The organism is Streptomyces sp. NPDC019396 (genome assembly GCF_040632375.1).
Taxonomy (GTDB): Bacteria; Actinomycetota; Actinomycetes; order Streptomycetales; family Streptomycetaceae; genus Streptomyces.
This window is the reverse complement of the sequence record NZ_JBEYBS010000001.1, coordinates 189,464-206,204: the sequence shown is the minus strand read 5'-3', so window position 1 is coordinate 206,204 and position 16,741 is coordinate 189,464. Positions and strand designations below refer to the sequence as shown.

Annotated in this window: 14 protein-coding genes and 1 tRNA gene; 6 read left to right on the top strand and 9 right to left on the bottom strand. The window is 69.0% G+C overall.

Going from position 1 to position 16,741, the window contains the following annotated elements; translation table 11 throughout:
• Positions 1–7: 7 nt before the first annotated feature.
• The 4 genes from ABZ532_RS00960 to ABZ532_RS00945 all read left to right on the top strand — a co-directional run bounded on the left by ABZ532_RS00960 (position 8) and on the right by ABZ532_RS00945 (position 3,692).
• Positions 8–706: an SIMPL domain-containing protein gene (locus tag ABZ532_RS00960; RefSeq protein ID WP_361278170.1), complete on the top strand. Its 699-nt coding sequence runs from the start codon at positions 8–10 to the stop codon at positions 704–706.
• Between the two features lie 329 nt (positions 707–1,035).
• On the top strand, positions 1,036–2,472 hold the full coding sequence (pyk, locus tag ABZ532_RS00955) for a pyruvate kinase (RefSeq protein ID WP_361278168.1): 1,437 nt from the start codon (positions 1,036–1,038) through the stop codon (positions 2,470–2,472).
• A gap of 96 nt (positions 2,473–2,568) precedes the next feature.
• Complete coding sequence (locus ABZ532_RS00950; protein ID WP_361278166.1) at positions 2,569–3,162, top strand: hypothetical protein; 594 nt, start codon at positions 2,569–2,571, stop codon at positions 3,160–3,162.
• 26 nt (positions 3,163–3,188) lie between these two features.
• A complete protein-coding gene (locus ABZ532_RS00945) occupies positions 3,189–3,692 on the top strand; it encodes a hypothetical protein (RefSeq protein WP_361278164.1) in 504 nt (167 codons plus the stop codon).
• 58 nt (positions 3,693–3,750) lie between these two features.
• On the opposite strand, the gene ABZ532_RS00940 is transcribed toward ABZ532_RS00945, so the two are convergent.
• Positions 3,751–3,825: transfer RNA gene (locus ABZ532_RS00940), tRNA-Leu, on the bottom strand.
• A gap of 97 nt (positions 3,826–3,922) precedes the next feature.
• On the opposite strand from ABZ532_RS00940, the gene ABZ532_RS00935 reads away from it, so the two are divergent.
• Positions 3,923–4,576, top strand: coding sequence for a response regulator (locus tag ABZ532_RS00935; RefSeq protein WP_361278162.1), 654 nt, complete (start codon positions 3,923–3,925; stop codon positions 4,574–4,576).
• A gap of 97 nt (positions 4,577–4,673) precedes the next feature.
• Here ABZ532_RS00935 and ABZ532_RS00930 read toward each other — a convergent pair whose 3' ends face one another.
• The 6 genes from ABZ532_RS00930 to ABZ532_RS00905 form a co-directional block, all read right to left on the bottom strand.
• Positions 4,674–5,390, bottom strand: a complete 717-nt coding sequence (locus ABZ532_RS00930; protein ID WP_361278160.1) for an ABC transporter ATP-binding protein — start codon at positions 5,388–5,390, stop codon at positions 4,674–4,676.
• On the bottom strand, positions 5,387–6,430 hold the full coding sequence (locus ABZ532_RS00925; RefSeq protein WP_361278643.1) for an ABC transporter ATP-binding protein: 1,044 nt from the start codon (positions 6,428–6,430) through the stop codon (positions 5,387–5,389). Before ABZ532_RS00925 ends, ABZ532_RS00930 begins: the two co-directional genes overlap by 4 nt.
• A gap of 5 nt (positions 6,431–6,435) precedes the next feature.
• On the bottom strand, positions 6,436–8,178 hold the full coding sequence (locus ABZ532_RS00920; protein WP_361278641.1) for a branched-chain amino acid ABC transporter permease: 1,743 nt from the start codon (positions 8,176–8,178) through the stop codon (positions 6,436–6,438).
• Between the two features lie 5 nt (positions 8,179–8,183).
• Positions 8,184–9,116 (bottom strand): branched-chain amino acid ABC transporter permease, encoded by a 933-nt coding sequence (locus ABZ532_RS00915; protein ID WP_361278158.1) that lies wholly within the window; start codon positions 9,114–9,116, stop codon positions 8,184–8,186.
• 102 nt (positions 9,117–9,218) lie between these two features.
• A complete protein-coding gene (locus ABZ532_RS00910; protein WP_361278156.1) occupies positions 9,219–10,454 on the bottom strand; it encodes a branched-chain amino acid ABC transporter substrate-binding protein in 1,236 nt (411 codons plus the stop codon).
• 522 nt (positions 10,455–10,976) lie between these two features.
• Positions 10,977–11,405, bottom strand: a complete 429-nt coding sequence (locus ABZ532_RS00905) for a hypothetical protein (RefSeq protein WP_361278154.1) — start codon at positions 11,403–11,405, stop codon at positions 10,977–10,979.
• A 155-nt stretch (positions 11,406–11,560) separates the two neighbouring features.
• On the opposite strand from ABZ532_RS00905, the gene ABZ532_RS00900 reads away from it, so the two are divergent.
• Positions 11,561–13,528: a Xaa-Pro dipeptidyl-peptidase gene (locus ABZ532_RS00900; protein WP_361278152.1), complete on the top strand. Its 1,968-nt coding sequence runs from the start codon at positions 11,561–11,563 to the stop codon at positions 13,526–13,528.
• Between the two features lie 208 nt (positions 13,529–13,736).
• On the opposite strand, the gene ABZ532_RS00895 is transcribed toward ABZ532_RS00900, so the two are convergent.
• Entirely contained in the window at positions 13,737–14,234 is a 498-nt protein-coding gene (locus ABZ532_RS00895) for a hotdog fold thioesterase (RefSeq protein ID WP_361278150.1), read from the bottom strand.
• A gap of 82 nt (positions 14,235–14,316) precedes the next feature.
• Positions 14,317–16,596, bottom strand: coding sequence for an FdhF/YdeP family oxidoreductase (locus tag ABZ532_RS00890; RefSeq protein ID WP_361278148.1), 2,280 nt, complete (start codon positions 16,594–16,596; stop codon positions 14,317–14,319).
• Positions 16,597–16,741: the final 145 nt, after the last annotated feature.

Here is a 16,741-nt window from a genome sequence, read left to right as displayed (position 1 = left end):
AGGCCACATGACGAATGACGCGGCGCCGTACGGAACCCCCGAAACCCCGCGAGTCGCCGTCCGCGGCGAGGCGCGGCTGGAGGTCGAACCGGAGATCGCCCGGATCGGTGTCACCGTCAGCGCCCGCGGCAAGGACCGCAGGGCCGCGCTGGAGGACCTGACCCGCCGTAACGGCCAGGTGCTCGACCTGGTCAAGTCCTATGGCGAGGCGGTCGAGAAGCTGGAGACCGGTGCGTTCTCCATCAGTCCCGAGCTGACCGCCCACGGCCGCGGCGAACGCGTCCGCGCCTACCAGGGCCGCGTCCACATCACCGCGGAACTCGCCGACTTCACGGCCCTCGGTGAACTCACCACCCGCCTCGCCGACCTCGACCTCACCCGCGTCGACGGACCCTGGTGGTCCCTGCGCCCCGACTCCCCGGCCCCCGCCGAGGCCCGCCGCCAGGCCGTGCTCGAAGCCGTCCAGCGTGCCCGCGAATACGCCGGCGCACTCGGCGCCCGCCTCGCCGCCCTGGTCGAGCTCGCCGACATCGGCGCCGAGGCCCCGGCTGCGTACAACGGCCCCCAGGCATCCGGGGCCCTGCGCGCCGCCGCGTACGGGGGCGCGGACGGGGCGACCGCCCCGGCCCTCGACCTCGAACCGCAGTGCCAGACGGTCTACGCACAGGTGAACGCCCGCTTCACGATGACGCCGCCGGAGCTGTAGGCCGCGGAAAGCCCTCGGCGCTGTCCCGCCGAGGGCCTCACTCACCTGTGGACGCTGCCACCCTCTCGCGCCGTTCCGAGGTGCCCCACCGGCTCTCGGGGTGATGACGCCAAGATGCGTCGACCGCTTCCTGATCGACTGACCGAAGGCCTGGCACATCTGAGTGGTCACTGCGCTCCCGGCCCCGACTGTCGGGAGCGCAGACGCGCGTGCTCAGAAGAGCACCCCCGTGCACACTTCAATACTTGTCAACAACCTTTCATGGAAAGGTTGTTGAGTGGCCATGTGCAACAAATTCGCTACCCGCCGGTAGGCCATAGGCTCGAATCATGCGCCGAGCAAAGATCGTCTGCACACTGGGGCCCGCCACCGATTCGTACGACCAGATCAAGGCACTGGTCGAGGCCGGAATGGACGTCGCCCGCTTCAACCTCAGCCATGGCACCCACGCTGAGCACGAGGAGCGCTATCACCGCGTGCGCAAGGCGTCGGACGAGAGCGGACGCAGTGTCGGGGTCCTTGCCGACCTTCAAGGTCCGAAGATCCGTCTCGGGCGATTCCGTGAGGGCCCGGTACTGCTTGAACGCGGTGATGAGTTCACGATCACCGTCGAGCAGGTGGACGGCGACCGGAGTATGTGCGGGACCACGCATTCCGGCCTGGCCGTCGATGTCATCACCGGTGAGCGCATTCTCGTCGACGACGGCCGGGTCGCCCTGGAAGTGACCTCGGTCGACGGCCCGCGGGTGCGGACGATCGTGGTCGAAGGCGGTTTCGTCTCCGATCACAAGGGCCTCAACCTCCCCGGAGTCGCGGTCTCCGTACCCGCGCTGTCCGAGAAGGACGTCGAGGACCTGCGCTGGGCGATCAGGCTCGGCGCCGATGTCATCGCCCTGTCCTTCGTGCGCAGCGGACGCGACATCGCGGATGTCCACCGGATCATGGACGAGGAGGGGCGCAGGCTCCCCGTCATCGCGAAGGTCGAGAAGCCCCAGGCCGTGGACAACATCGAGGAGATCGTCGCCGCCTTCGACGGCATCATGGTCGCCCGCGGCGATCTCGGCGTCGAGATGCCCCTGGAGCAGGTCCCGATCGTCCAGAAACGCGCGATCAAACTGGCCAAGCGCAACGCCAAGCCGGTCATCGTCGCCACCCAGATGCTGGACTCGATGGTCGACAACTCCCGGCCCACCCGTGCCGAGGCATCCGATGTCGCCAATGCCGTCATCGACGGCACCGACGCGGTGATGCTGTCCGGTGAGACCAGCGTCGGCAGCTATCCCGTCGAGACGGTCAGGACCATGTCCCGTATCGTCGCGGCGGCGGAGGAGGACATCCTCGCCAGGGGACTGCCGCCGCTCACCGAACGCAACAAGCCCCGCACCCAGGGCGGTGCCGTGGCCCGTGCCGCAGCCGAGATCGGGGACTTCCTCGGGGCCAGGTTCCTGGTCGCCTTCACCCAGTCGGGGGACACCGTCCGGAGGCTGTCGCGTTACCGCTCGCCGATCCCGCTGCTGGCCTTCACCCCGGACCCGGCCACCCGCTCCCGGCTCAATCTGACCTGGGGCGTTGAGGCTTTCCTCGTGCCGCAGGCGGCTTCCACCGATGCGATGGTCGACCAGGTGGACGAGGAGCTGCTCCGGATCGGCCGCTGCGTGAAGGGCGACATCGTGGTGATCACGGCAGGGTCCCCGCCAGGCGTCTCGGGCTCGACCAATCTGGTGCGGGTGCACCACATCGGAACGGACGACTCGCCCGCATCCTGACCCCCCGGGGCGTTTGCCTGGTTCCTTCCTGGGCAGTCGGCGATTACAGGAGGCCTGTAAGTGTGGGCCGACCGACAAGGACACACGGAGGTCCGGATGTCCACTGGAATTGTCATCGCCATCATTGCCCTGGCGGTCCTCCTGGTCCTGATCGCGGGAGCGGTCTGGATGACCATGCGCCGCCGCCACCTCCGGCAGAGGTTCGGTCCCGAGTACGACCGGACCCTCGACGCGGACGGTGGCGACCGGCTGACCGCCGAACGCGAGCTGCGCGGCAGGGAACAGCGGCACCGCAAGCTCGACATCAAGGAGCTGCCCCCAGAGGCACGTGAGCGCTACGCCGAGGAGTGGAAGGGCGCGGAGGAACGCTTCGTGGACCAGCCGCGCCAGAGCGTCGACGACGCGGATCACCTGGTCACCCAGCTCATGGGCGACCGCGGCTACCCGACGGACGGCTACGAGCAGCAAGTGCGCGACCTCTCCGTCGAGCATGCGGGCACCCTGGAGCACTACCGGGCCGCCCACGAGGTGAACGCCCGCAACATGGACGGCAGGGCGACCACCGAAGAACTGCGCGGCGCCATGGTGCACTACCGCGCGCTCTTCCAGGAGTTGCTCGGCAGCAACCAGAGCAGCCGCCGGTCCGAGCACCATCACCAGCACCGAGGCACACGATACGGCGCGGCCTGACCGCCGTTCCGACGAGGTGAGTTGACATGCGGAACCCAGAGACCACGCGCGGCGCACCGCCCGCGAGCGACCTCTCGACCGAAGACCTCACGCAGCCACGGCAGGGTACGCGGGAGGAAACAGAGGCACGCATCTACCCGGGCGAGGCCGCACCCGTGACCGGAACGGCACCCGCATCCGAGGCGCCGCCGCCCGAAGCCGTGTCCGAGCCCGAGGCGGCGCCCATGTCCGAAGCGTCGGGGGAGCCCGTGCGGGAGCCACTGGAGCCACTCGTCCCCTCCGGCGAGGCGGGGAACTACCGGGACCGATGGCAGCAGATCCAGGGCACCTTCGTCGATGACCCCAGGGAGGCCGTACGCAACGCGGACACCCTGGTCGCCGAGGTGATCCAGTCCCTGGCCACGACCTTCGCCGACCACAAGCGGGACCTTGAGGCGCAGTGGTCACGTGGCGAGGAGATCCAGACAGAGGAACTCAGGGTGGCGCTCCAGCACTACAGGGCGTTCTTCAACCAGCTGTTGGACGCCTGACGGACCGCGCACTGCGCCGCGATGCGCTGTGGGCGTGACCTTGGGAATAAAGGAAAAGTGCCCCAGGTGGGATTCGAACCCACACTGTCCGCTGTTTGAGAGCGGCCTCTCTGACCAGTTGGAGTACTGGGGCCTAAGAAATCCAGGGCGGCGGTGGCCCTGTGGGTCACCACCTTACCGCAGCTGGGTAGGCTCTTGGGGAGCAGTTCGTGACGCACCGAGGAGCCCCTGTGACCGCCCCCGAGTCGCCCCAGCCCGCCGCCGACGACGACACCTCGCACGTCCCGCCGCTGACGACCCGAGTCGTCATCGCCGAGGACGAGGCGCTCATCCGCCTCGACCTCAAAGAGATGCTCGAGGAAGAGGGCTACACGGTCGTGGGCGAGGCCGGTGACGGCCAGGCGGCCGTCGATCTCGCGCGCGAACACCGCCCCGACCTCGTGATCCTCGATGTGAAGATGCCGGTACTCGACGGAATCTCCGCCGCGGAGGTGATCGCCGAGGAGTCCATCGCACCCGTGCTCATGCTCACCGCGTTCTCGCAGCGCGAGCTGGTCGAGCGGGCCCGTGACGCGGGCGCCATGGCGTATCTGGTGAAGCCGTTCAGCAAGAGCGACGTGGTCCCCGCCATCGAGATGGCGGTGTCGCGCTTCGCCCAGCTCAAGGCGCTGGAGAACGAGGTCGCCGACCTCTCCCAGCGGCTGGAGACCCGCAAGCTGGTGGACAGGGCCAAGAGCATCCTCCAGACCCAGTACGGACTGACGGAGCCCGCCGCGTTCCGATGGATCCAGAAGACGTCCATGGACCGCAGGCTGTCGATGCAGCAGGTGGCCGAGGCGGTCATCGAGGACGCCGAGGAGAAGAAGGCCGCGAAGGGGCAGTAGCCGGTGACGGCGGTGACCCGGTGATGCGGCAGTGCACACACGAGGAGGCCCGCACCCGAAATGATCGGGTGCGGGCCTCCTCGTGTGTGCGGACCGGTCAGTCCTCGCCGAGATACGTCTTACGGACGTTCTCGTCGTGGAGCAGGTCCTGGCCGGTGCCGGTGAGCTTGATCTCGCCGACCTCCATGACATACGCCTGGTCCGCCAGGGACAGCGCGGCCTGGGCGTTCTGCTCGACGAGCAGGATCGTCGTGCCGCCGGCCTTCAGCTCGGTGATGGTCTCCATGATCTTCTGCATCATGATCGGGGAGAGACCCATCGACGGCTCGTCCAGCATCAGCAGCTTGGGCTGGGACATCAGGGCCCTGCCCATCGCGAGCATCTGCTGCTCACCGCCCGAGAGGGTGCCTGCGGCCTGCTTGCGGCGCTCGCCCAGGATCGGGAAGAGCTCGTAGGCGCGCTGGATGTCCTTCTCGATCCCGGCCTTGTCACTGCGCAGGAACGCTCCGAGCTGGAGGTTCTCGGCGATGCTGAGACGCGGGAAGATGTGCCGGCCCTCGGGGGAGTGAGCCAGTCCGAGGGACACGACCTTGTGGGCAGGGATGCCGTTGAGGGCCTGTCCGTCGAAGACGATCCTGCCGCTGGACGGCTTGAGCAGTCCGGACAGGGTGCGCAGGGTCGTGGTCTTTCCGGCGCCGTTGGTGCCGATCAGGGTCACGACCTGGCCGGCCTCGACGGAGAAGGAGATACCCTTGACGGCCTCGATCTTGCCGTACGCGACCCGGAGGTCCTCGACTTCGAGGAGTGCGGTCACTTCGCGTCTCCTTCCGTGCTGGTGGTGCTGGTGTCGTCGTCCGAGCTGTCCGCGTCGGCGGTTTCGTTCGCCTCGTCCGAGGCGTCCGCGTCAGCCGGCTCGTCGGCCTCGTCCGAGGTGTCCGCGTCAGCCGGCTCGTCCGCCTCGTCGGCGTCCACTTCGGCTTCCGGGGTCTCGTCAGCCGCCTCGGCCGCCTGCTCGGCGGCCTCGACCTCGGCGACCTCCTCCTGCCCGGGTGCACCCTCGAAGGGCGTACCGAGGTAGGCCGCGATGACACGCTCGTCGCCCTGGACGACCGCCGCGGTGCCCTCGACGAGCTTCTGCCCCTGCACGAGGCAGGCGACCCGGTCGCACAGGTTGAAGATGAAGCGCATGTCGTGCTCGATGACGAGCACGGCGATGCCCATGTCGCGGATCGCGAAGATGAGCTCTTCGGCCGCCCGGGTCTCCTGCGGGTTCATACCGGCCGTGGGCTCGTCAAGGAGCAGCAGGCCGGGGTCACTCGCGAGCGCCCGGGCGATCTCCAGCTTGCGCTGCTCGCCGTAGGGCAGGTTGCGCGAGAGGTGGTTGGCCTTGTGGGCGAGGCCGATGAACTCGAGCAGTTCCATGGCGCGGGCGTGCGACGCCGCTTCGGCCTTCTTGAAGCCCGGGCCGCGCAGCAGCGCGGACCAGAGGCCCTCCTTCGTCCGGGTGTGGCGTCCGACGAGGACGTTTTCCAGGACGGTCATGTTGGAGAAGAGCCGGATGTTCTGGAAGGTACGAGCGATGCCCGCGGTGGTGACGAGGTGCGGCTTGGGAGGCAGCACCGTGCCCTTGTACGTCACCTTGCCCTCGGTGGGCACGTAGAGCCCGGTGAGGCAGTTGAAGAAGGTCGTCTTGCCCGCACCGTTGGGTCCGATGAGGCCGACGATCTCGCCCGCGCGGACGGTGAGGTCGACGGAGCGTACGGCGGTGAGGCCGCCGAAGCGCATCGTGACGCCGCTGGCCTCGAGGACGGTCTCCGCCGTCTTCGTGGTGGTTTCCGTGATGGTGGTTGTCATGGTGCTCACGCCCCAGCCTTGGCCGTGCCGACAGCGGCGTCGTCGGGGGTTCGTTGTTCCGGCACGTCGAGTTGGCCGGTCTCGTGGAACTCGAGCTGGGCGCGCCGGTTGGCGATGAGGCCTTCGGGACGGAAGCGCATCAGCAGGATGAGGGCGATGCCGAAGCCGAGCAGCTGGTAGTCCTGGATGAACTGGAGCTTGGCCGGGATCATGTAGAGCAGCGCGGCGCCCAGCAGCGGTCCGCTGATGGTGCCCATACCGCCGAGGATGACGGCCGCCAGAAGGAAGGCGGAGTTGGGCGGCACCGGGCCGGCGAACTGGTACATCTCCGGGACCACGGTGTGCTGGACGTGTGCCTGCACGGTTCCGGCGAGGCCGGCGAGGGTGGCGCCGAGCGCGAAGGCGATCAGCTTGACCCGGAAGCCGTTGATGCCCATGGCCGTGGCGGCGGTCTCGTCCTCGCGGATGGCGACCCAGGCCCGGCCGATGCGGGAGCTGCCCGCCCTGCTGAAGACCAGGACGACGAGGACCGTCGCGAGGAGCATCAGCAGGTAGTAGTTGGCATAGGCGCCGAGCTCGAAGCCGAGGACGTTGTGGGACTCCCCGAAGTTGTACCCGAAGAACTCGAGGTCCGGGATGTTGGGGACGCCGTTCGGGCCGTTGGTGATCTGGGGTCCGGAGACACCGTCGAGGTTGCCCATGGCGATACGGAAGATCTCACCGAAGCCGAGCGTGACGATGGCGAGGTAGTCGCCGCGCAGTCGCAGGGTCGGGGCGCCGATCACGACGCCGAAGATCAGCGAGACGAGGGCGCCGAGCAGGACCGCGGCCCAGAAGGGCAGGTGGATCCCGAAGGCGGATGCCGTCGATCCGGAGACGAGTGCGGCGGTGTAGGCGCCGACGCCGAGGAAGGCGACGTATCCGAGGTCGAGCAGGCCCGCGAGGCCGACGACGACGTTCAGGCCCAGGGCCACGGTCGCGAAGATGAGGATGTTGACCGCGACCAGGGTGTACTGGTCCGTGTTCTGGGTGAAGGGGAAGGCCGCGGCGGCGACGAAGGCCCCGATCAGCGTGACCTGGCGGTGCTTGGCGGTGATCGCCGACAGACGCGCCATGAGCCCGGACTTGATCAGTCCGGCCGCGGCGAAGCCGACGACGGCGAGGTAGCCGGTGAAGAGCTCGGCGTACTCGGTGTCGATGCCGTACGTGATCACGTAGAGGCCGACCGCGAAGGCGCCGACGATGACCAGGATCTCGGCCCAGGAGGGGAGCTCCTTGGGCCGGGCGGCCACGCGGGTGTCGTCGGGCAGCTGGAACGCGGCGGCGACCGGGATCACGGAGGCCACGGCGGCGACGAAGCCGCCGGGCTCCAGATTGATCAGGCCGCCCAGCTCGACGGTGATGGCGCCGAGGGCGAACCAGGTCGTGGCCACGCCACCCAGGGCCAGGGCCCGGAGGGCCTTGGTGCTGCCCGCGGGCACGAGCCAGCCGAGGCCCTTGATGCCGAGCGAGGCCAGCGCGAAGAGGGTGGTGAGGAGGCCGGCGACGAGGGTGAGGACCTGGAGGCCGCCGGGGTACCCGCTGATGGTGAGGTTGCCGGGGAAGGCCGGCGTCCAGGTCCAGGCCAGGAAGGTGCTCGCCACGGTGGCCACGCCGCCCGCGGCGGTGAGCCAGCGCAGGGTGTTCACCTTGGAGGCGCCGTCGGCGGGGGCGGTGCCCGTTGCCTTGGTGGTGTCGGAGGTCGTCATCATTCTCACGCCCGATCCGCGACGCGCTCACCGAGCAGGCCCTGTGGCCTGACGAGGAGCACGACGATGAGGAGTACGAAAGCCCAGACGTTGGACCAGGCGCCACCGCCGAGCTGCTGCATGCCGGGGATGTTCTCGATGTAGGCGATCGACAGGGACTCGGCGAGACCGAGGACGACACCGCCCACCATGGCGCCGTAGATGTTGCCGATGCCGCCGAGGACCGCGGCGGTGAAGGCCTTGAGTCCGAGGATGAAGCCCATCTCGAAGTTGATCTGGCCCTTGTCCAGGCCGTAGGCGACCGCTGCGACCGCGGCGAAGGCGGCGCCGATGGCGAAGGCCATCACGATGATGCGGTCGGTGTTGATGCCCATCAGCTTCGCGGTGTCCGGGTCCTGGGCGGTGGCCTGCATGGCACGGCCGCTGCGGCTCTTGGAGACGAAGAGTCCCAGACCGAGCATGCAGAGCGGGGCGAGGATCAGGACGAAGGCGTCGGACTGCTGGATGGCGAGGTTGTCGAAGATCTTGAACGACTCGCCGGTGAACTCGGGGAAGCTCTTCGCGGACTTGGCGCCCGGGTAGAAGCCCCAGATGAGCTGCTGGAGCGCGATGGACAGACCGATCGCGGTGATGAGCGGGGCCAGGCGCGGGGCGCTGCGCAGTGGCCGGTACGCAAAGCGTTCCGCGGCGGTGGCGACGGCTACGGAGGCGATCGCGCCACCGATGATCATGAGCGGGATCGCCACCAGGAGCGGGGTTCCACTGGGGAGCCATATGTAGGTGGTGAGGGCGCCGAAGCCCCCGATCATGAAGATCTCGCCGTGGGCGAAGTTGATGAGCTGGACGATGCCGTAGACCATGGTGTACCCGATGGCGATGAGGCCGTATAGGGCACCGAGGGCAAGGCCATTGGCCAGCTGTTGCGGCAGTTCGTTCACCGCAGGGCCTCCGATGAAGGTGTCGGATATGAAACCGCGCGAGGGCGCTGTTTGCGCCCTCGCGCGGGCTGGATCATGTGGTGCTGGGTACTGCGGTGGGGGTCAGTCCTGGAACGTCTCGCTCTTGACGTCCACGAACTCGCCGTTCTTGACGACGTACACCGTGAGCTGCTTGTTCGTGGTGTCACCGAACTCGTCGAAGGAGACCTTGCCGGTCACACCCTCGAAGGAGACCTTGGCCATCGCCTCGGTGACCTTGGCGCGGGCGTCCTCGGGGAGCTTGTTGTCGTTCGCAGCGACGACCGACTTGACCGCCTGGATGATGGACCAGGCCGCGTCGTAGGAGTAGCCGCCGTAGGCCGCGTACGGGTCCTTGTAGTTCTCGGCCTTGTAGTCCGCGATGAACTTCTTCGCGGTCTCCAGCTTCTCGACCGGGTAGCCGACGGAGGTGGCGAGGTCGCCGTCGTTGGACACACCGGAAGCCTTGATGTACTGCGGGTCCAGCATGCCGTCGCCGCCCATCGTGGGGATCTTGGCGCCGGCCTTCTTGATCTGGTCGGCGAGCAGACCGCCCTCGGGGTACTGGCCACCGAAGTAGACCGAGTCCGCGCCGGAGCTCTTGACCTTGTCAGCGGTGCTGGAGAAGTCGGTCTCCTTCACCGTGACGTGGTCGGTGCCGACGACCGTGCCGCCGAGGCGCTTGAACTCCGCGGAGAAGATCGCGGCCAGGCCGGCGCCGTAGGTCTGCTTGTCATCGACGACGAAGACCTTCTTCTTCTTGGCGTCGGTGAACAGGTAGTTGGCGGCGAACTTGCCCTGGATGGCGTCGGTGGTGGCGGTGCGGAAGTAGGTCTGGAACGGGCGCTTCTTCTCGCCCTTGCCCCAGTTGTCGCCCAGGGTCAGCGCGGGCCCGGTGTTGGCGGGGGACACCTGGGTGAGGTTCGCCGAGTTGAAGACACCCTGCATGGACTGGGCCACGCCGGAGTTCAGCGGGCCGACGACGCCGAGGACTTCCTTCATGCCGACCAGCTTGGTGGCGTTGGCCTGGCCGGACGACGGCTGGGCCTGGTCGTCGAGCGCCTCGGTCTTGAACTCGACCCCGGGGACCTCGTTGTTCTTGTTGGCGGTCTTGACCGCCAGGTCCACGGAGTTCTTGATGCCCATGCCCAGGGCGGACAGCGAGCCGGTCAGCGGGGCGTCGACGCCGATGACCACGGTGGTCTTGCCGCTGCTGTCCTTGCTGCCGCCGTTGGCGTCGTCGCGCGAACCGCAGGCGGTGAGGCTGAGTGCTCCCGTGGTGATCACGGCGGTGAGAATGAGCAGGGAACGGTGTCGCACGCTGTGTCCTTTCCTGGCGCGGCCTCCTCGTGGTTGAGGTGCCGTTTCCGTTGCCGGTGCGTACTGAAGGGTGGGGCAGTGCCGTACTTGCAGACGCGCCCGGCGGCGCGGTGACTGGGCGTGACTCTAAGCGCAGCCGGCGGGCTCCGGGGACGGTGGAGGTCAGGATGTGACTGTCTTGTTATGCCACGAGGGAGGGGACGTGGGGGCTGTGTGGGCAGATAGGGCGTTTCCGGCCGGTGATCGAGTTCTCACATAGTGAGAACTCCCAGTTCCGCTAAGGGGCATCGGGTCGTGATGGTGCTGACATGAAGTGACCGCGCCTGATGCTCGCGGAGGCGTCCTGCCTCCACCGCGCCGCGCGTGCGGCGCGGCTTTCTCGCGGGGCGTTGGTTACTCAGTGTTAACTTAGGGAAAGACTGTTCGACCCCCGACAGAGTCCCGTGGTCCTTTCGCGAGGTTCCGCCTCAGGCCTCCCGCAAACCGTTCCGGCGCCTGGAAGCCGACGGCGCACCCGGCCTCTCACCGGGGAAGGTCCCAGTTCTCGGAGCTGCCGGTGGCGCCGTTCTGCGCCTTGCATCTCTTGCCGGCTTCCCGTCTGACCAGTGCCACGGCGGCGGTGCGGCCATTCCGCTTCTCCTCCGCGCGGGCTTCCGCCAACACCTCGTCGTGAAGGGTGAGTTGCTCATTGGACAGGCCCTTCTGCTCCGAGTCGAGGCCCGCCCATGTACTGCCCTTGAGGGCCTGCTCGGCCCAGTACGTGACGAGGCCGGCGCAGACTTCGGCGGGTGTGGAGGGTGTGGCGGGTGTGGAGGGTGTGGCGGGCGCGCGGGTGGCGGCACCGGGGTCGGACCGGCCCGCGGACGAACAGGCGGCCGCGGCCACAAGGGCAGCGGCGACCAGAAGCGCGCGGACGGCTGCGCGGGGCGGTGAGTACGCCGTGAACCCCATGGCACCACGCTACGGCCTGGTGCGCTGGGAGCAAGAGGGTGTGCGCAAAAGGGTGTTGGCGGCCGCGTGGTCTGGTGCCGTTGGCGCGGGGGCGATGGAATACCTTCGCGCGTCCCGCGTGATCGTCACTAACCCCGGCCCCGGAGGCAGGCACGATGGCGAGAGCCACCCGAACAGGCAACGCCCAGGGAACCCGCTTCGCGGGGAGAGTCCGCGGCTGGGGGACGGCGGCTCTCGCCGCCTCCCTGCTGACGGCCCTCCTCGCACCCACCGCCCATGCGGGGGCCGCCCCCGCCCTGAGCATCGTCGGCGAGGAGACGCAGCCGGTGTTCTCCCGCGCGGACGCGGTGTATCAGCAGGTCGACATCGAGACGGAGGCGGACAGCGACGGAGACGGCCGCCGCGACACCGTACGCATGAGGATCCTGCGGCCCAAGGAGACGGACACCGGGCTCAGGGTCGCCACCATCATCGAGGCCAGCCCCTACTGGGCGGGTGGCAACAAGGTCGAGAACCACAACGTGGACGTGGACGGGGACGGGCTCCCGGCCGGCCGGCAGCCGGCACTCGTGGCCCGCGTCCCCGGCCTCGCGAGCACCTCGGCTCCCGCGGACACCTCAGCCCACGCGGCGAGCGGATCCTCCGTCGTCTGGTCCGGTTACACCGACAACTACTTCCTGCCGCGTGGTTACGCCGTCGCCCAGGTCGACAGCCTCGGCACCGGAGGCTCCACCGGCTGCCCGACCTCGGGCGGACGCAACGAGACCCTCGGCGCGAAGGCCGCCGTCGACTGGCTGAACGGCCGCGCCAGGGGCTGGGACCCGGACGGCAGGCCCGTCGGCGCCGACTGGTCCACCGGGAACGCCGCGATGATGGGCGTCTCGTACAACGGCACCCTGCCGACCGCCGTCGCGACGACCGGGGTTGAGGGGCTCAAGGCGATCGTGCCGATCTCCGGGATCTCCTCCTGGTACGACTACTACCGCGCGGGCGGCGGAGTTGTGGCGCCCGGCGGTTACCAGGGCGAGGACACCGATGTGCTCGCGAAGTACGTCCACACCCGCGCCGACCGCGAGGTCTGCAAGCCCGTGATCGACCGGCTGACCGCCGAACAGGACCGTGTCAGCGGCGACTTCAGCTCCTTCTGGCGGGAGCGGGACTATCTCAAGGACGTGCGGAAGATCAAGGCAGGGGTCTTCGTCGTGCACGGCGGCAACGACTGGAATGTGAAGACCCAGCACTTCGGGCAGCTCTGGGAGGCCCTCAGGAAGCACCACGTGCCCCGCAAGCTCTGGCTGCACCAGGCGGGCCACATCAACCCCATGCCCCTGCGCATGGAGGAGTGGCTGAACCAGCTGCACCAGTGGTTCGATCACTTCCTGTACGGGCTGGACAACGGCGCACTCAGCGCGCCCCGCGTCGATGTCGAACAGGCGGACTTCAGCTGGCGGCAGCAGGGCGACTGGCCGGAGCGCTCCACCCGCGACCTCACTCTGGGCCTGAACGCAGACGGTCTGTCGCCGCTCCCGGGAGCGCCCGTGCGGCAGACGATGACCGACGCCGGCCGCACCGTCCCCGCCGAGCAACTGGTCGCCGGCCCCGACACGGCACGCCCGGACCGGCTCGGGTACACGACCGGCCCGCTCCTGGCCGATCTGCGCGTCAACGGCACCCCGGAGCTGTCGGTACGCGCCTCGCTCGCCGGCTCGTCCCCGTATGTCACGGCGCTGCTGGTCGACTACGGCGCCGACACCCGCGCCGTCGCGGCCACGACCCCCGACACCTCGCAGCAGATCTGCTACGGCGAGGGCATCCCCGGTGACACCGGGTGCACCTACCGGACCGTCCACCGCACCGAGACCGCCGACTTCAAGATCGTCTCGCGCGGCTGGCTCGACATCCGCAACCGGTCCTCCCTCGCCCACGAGAGCAAGGTGGTCGAGGGTCGCGAGTACCGGCTGAAGTGGGCCATGCAACCGCAGGACTACGTCTTCAAGAAGGGCCACCGGCTCGGAGTGGTGCTGATCTCGACCGACTACGACTACACCCTGCGCTACCCGGCCGGGACACGGCTGTCGGTCCGGGCGGGGTTCAGCAGCGTCACCCTGCCGGTCAGCGGTTAGCGCGGGGCGCTGGTGCCGTGGCCGCAGGCTTCACCGGCTCGTGGCGCCGGCGCCGTGCTCCCCCCGGCTTCCTTGGTCGTGACACCCGGGTGCGTCCCGTACGAGGGTGACGCTCCGCCTTGCGGTGCTTCCCCCCGGCCCCGAGCCGGGGGGAAGCACCGTCCACCGGACGCCGCGAGAACGGCGGCCCTTCCGGCCACGGCACGGGTCAGGCCGTGGTCCCCGCTCCCGGGAGGTTCTCCGCGTCCTGGGGGCGGACATCGCGCAGCAGGCAGGTCAGCCGGGCCGTGCAGACCCGCTTGTCCTGCTCGTCGGTGATCACGATCTCGTACGTGGCGGTGGAGCGGCCCCGGTGCACCGGGGTGGCCACTCCGGTCACCAGGCCGGAGCGGACACCCCGGTGGTGGGTGCAGTTCAGGTCCACGCCGACGGCGATCTTGGAGATGCCGCCGTGCAGCATCGTGCCCACCGAACCGAGGGTCTCGGCCAGTACGGCGGACGCCCCGCCGTGCAGCAGTCCGTACGGCTGGGTGTTGCCCTCCACCGGCATGGTGCCCACCACGCGGTCCGCGGAGGCCTCGACGATCTGGACGCCCATACGGTCGCCGAGGTGCCCGGCGGAGAAGAGGCCGGGCAGATCGATGCCCAGCGCCGCGTACTCGTCGATGACCTCCTGCGGGAACTTCACGCTGGTCTGCTCGCCCATGGGCCCGGCTCCGTTCGTCTGTGTACGGCGACGTCCGACGTCCGTCACTCGTCCCTCTGTCGTCAGCTGCCTGAGCAAACGCTTAGGCGGACGGTGATTGTTCCAGACGGACCACCACGGACTTGCTCGCGGGGGTGTTGCTGGTGTCGGCGGTGGCGTCCAGCGGCACCAGGACGTTGGTCTCCGGGTAGTACGCGGCGGCGCAGCCCCGTGCGGTGGGGTAGTGCACCACCCGGAATCCGGGCGCCCTGCGCTCCACACCGTCCTTCCACTCGCTCACCAGATCGGCATATGTGCCGTCCTCGAAGCCCAGTGCACGGGCGTCGTCCGGGTGCACGAGCACGACCCGGCGGCCGCCCCTGATCCCCCGGTAGCGGTCGTCGAGGCCGTAGATCGTGGTGTTGTACTGGTCGTGCGACCGCAGGGTCTGGAGCAGCAGCCGGCCCTCGGGGAGCTCGGGATACTCGACGGGGGCCGCAGTGAAGTTGGCCTTGCCCGTGGCGGTGGGGAAGCGGCGCTCATCCCTTGGTGCGTGCGGCAGGGCGAAGCCGCCCGGACGGGTGATCCTCCGGTTGAAGTCCTCGAAGCCCGGGACCACCCGCGCGATCCGGTCGCGGATCGTCGCGTAGTCGTGCTCGAAGTCCTCCCACGGGGTCCGCGACCCCGGGCCCAGCACGGCACGCGCCAGCCGCGCCACGATCGCCGGCTCCGACAGCAGCCGCCCGCCCGCCGGGGGGAGATTGCCCCGCGAGGCGTGCACCAGGCCCATCGAGTCCTCCACGGTCACGAACTGCTTACCGCCGCGCTGCACGTCCTTGTCGGAACGGCCGAGCGTGGGCAGGATCAGCGCTCGGCGCCCCGTCACCACGTGCGAGCGGTTGAGCTTCGTCGACACATGCACCGTGAGCCGGGCCCGCCGCATCGCGGCCTCCGTGACCTCCGTGTCCGGAGTGGCCCCCACGAAGTTGCCGCCCATCGCGAAGAACACCTTGGCCTCGCCGTCGCGCAGCGCCCGGATGGAGCGCACCACGTCCATGCCGTGGTGGCGCGGCGGTGCGAAGCCGAACTCCTTCTCCAGGGCGTCGAGAAAAGCGGGCGAAGGCCGCTCGAAGATGCCCATCGTGCGGTCGCCCTGCACGTTGGAGTGCCCGCGCACCGGGCAGACCCCCGCCCCCGGCCGGCCGACGTTCCCGCGCAGCAGCAGGAAGTTGACCACCTCGCGGATGGTGGCCACGGAGTGCTTGTGCTGCGTCAGCCCCATCGCCCAGCAGACGATCGTGCGCTCGGACTCCAGGACCATGCGCAGCGCGCGCTCGATCTCGGAGCGCTCCAGGCCGGTCGCGGCGAGCGTTTCGTCCCAGTCCGCGGCCCGGGCCGCGGCGGCGAACTCCTCGAAACCGTGCGTGTGCTCGCGTACGAACGCCTCGTCGACCGCGCCCTCGGTCTCCAGGACCAGCCTGTTGAGGAGGCGGAACAGCGCCTGGTCGCCACCTATCCGGATCTGGAGGAACAGCTCGTTCAGCGCGGCGCCCTTGAGCATGCCCTTCGGGGTCTGAGGGTTCTTGAACCGCTTCAGACCGGCCTCCGGCAGCGGGTTCACCGAGATGATCCGCGCGCCGGACTGCTTGGCCAGCTCCAGCGCGGACAGCATCCGCGGGTGGTTCGTGCCCGGGTTCTGGCCCGCGACGATGATCAGATCCGCCTGGTGCAGATCCTCCAGGGAGACGCTTCCCTTGCCGACGCCCAGAGTCTCGGTCAGCGCCGAGCCCGAAGACTCATGGCACATGTTGGAGCAGTCCGGCAGGTTGTTGGTGCCGAACTCGCGGGCGAACAACTGGAACAGGAAAGCGGCCTCGTTGCTGGTGCGGCCCGAGGTGTAGAACAGTGCCTCGTCCGGCGACGACAGGCCCGTCAGCTCCTCCGCGATGATCGCGAACGCCCGCTCCCAGCTCACCGCCTCGTAGTGCTCGGCGCCCTCGGGCAGATACATGGGCTCGGTGATACGGCCCTGCTGCCCCAGCCAGTAGCCGCTGCGCCCCTCAAGCTCGGACACCGGATGAGCGGCGAAGAACGCGGGCGTCACCCGGCGCAGCGTCGCCTCCTCGGCGACCGCCTTCGCGCCGTTCTCGCAGAACTCGGCCAGGTGCCGCTTGTCGGCCTCGGGCCAGGCGCAACCGGGGCAGTCGAAGCCGTCCTTCTGGTTCACCTTGAGCAGGGTCCTGGCGGTGCGCGCCACTCCCATCTGCCGCTGCGCGACCCTCAGCGTGTGCCCGATCGCTGGCAGCCCGGCCGCGGCGTGCTGGGGCGCACCCACCTGGGGCGCGTCCTGGACCGGGTCACCGGAGGGCGGCTTGCTGGCCATCGTGCTCCTTCTCGAGCGCGGAATGAGTCGTCTCCGGTACAGATCCTGTCACGCCGGTGGCACGGACCCTGTCCGGTCGTGTCCGCCGGTGCGGGAAGCGTTGTCAGTGCTCCGTGGGAGGATCGTGTCCGTGGCAGAGACAGCA

Coding starts and splice junctions, on each gene's coding strand:
- ABZ532_RS00960 (WP_361278170.1), top strand. CDS start 8: ATGACGAATGACGCGGCGCCGTACGGAACCCCCGAAACCCCGCGAGTC.
- pyk (WP_361278168.1), top strand. CDS start 1,036: ATGCGCCGAGCAAAGATCGTCTGCACACTGGGGCCCGCCACCGATTCG.
- ABZ532_RS00950 (WP_361278166.1), top strand. CDS start 2,569: ATGTCCACTGGAATTGTCATCGCCATCATTGCCCTGGCGGTCCTCCTG.
- ABZ532_RS00945 (WP_361278164.1), top strand. CDS start 3,189: ATGCGGAACCCAGAGACCACGCGCGGCGCACCGCCCGCGAGCGACCTC.
- ABZ532_RS00925 (WP_361278643.1), bottom strand. CDS start 6,430: ATGACAACCACCATCACGGAAACCACCACGAAGACGGCGGAGACCGTC.
- ABZ532_RS00920 (WP_361278641.1), bottom strand. CDS start 8,178: ATGACGACCTCCGACACCACCAAGGCAACGGGCACCGCCCCCGCCGAC.
- ABZ532_RS00905 (WP_361278154.1), bottom strand. CDS start 11,405: ATGGGGTTCACGGCGTACTCACCGCCCCGCGCAGCCGTCCGCGCGCTT.
- ABZ532_RS00900 (WP_361278152.1), top strand. CDS start 11,561: ATGGCGAGAGCCACCCGAACAGGCAACGCCCAGGGAACCCGCTTCGCG.
- ABZ532_RS00895 (WP_361278150.1), bottom strand. CDS start 14,234: ATGGGCGAGCAGACCAGCGTGAAGTTCCCGCAGGAGGTCATCGACGAG.
- ABZ532_RS00890 (WP_361278148.1), bottom strand. CDS start 16,596: ATGGCCAGCAAGCCGCCCTCCGGTGACCCGGTCCAGGACGCGCCCCAG.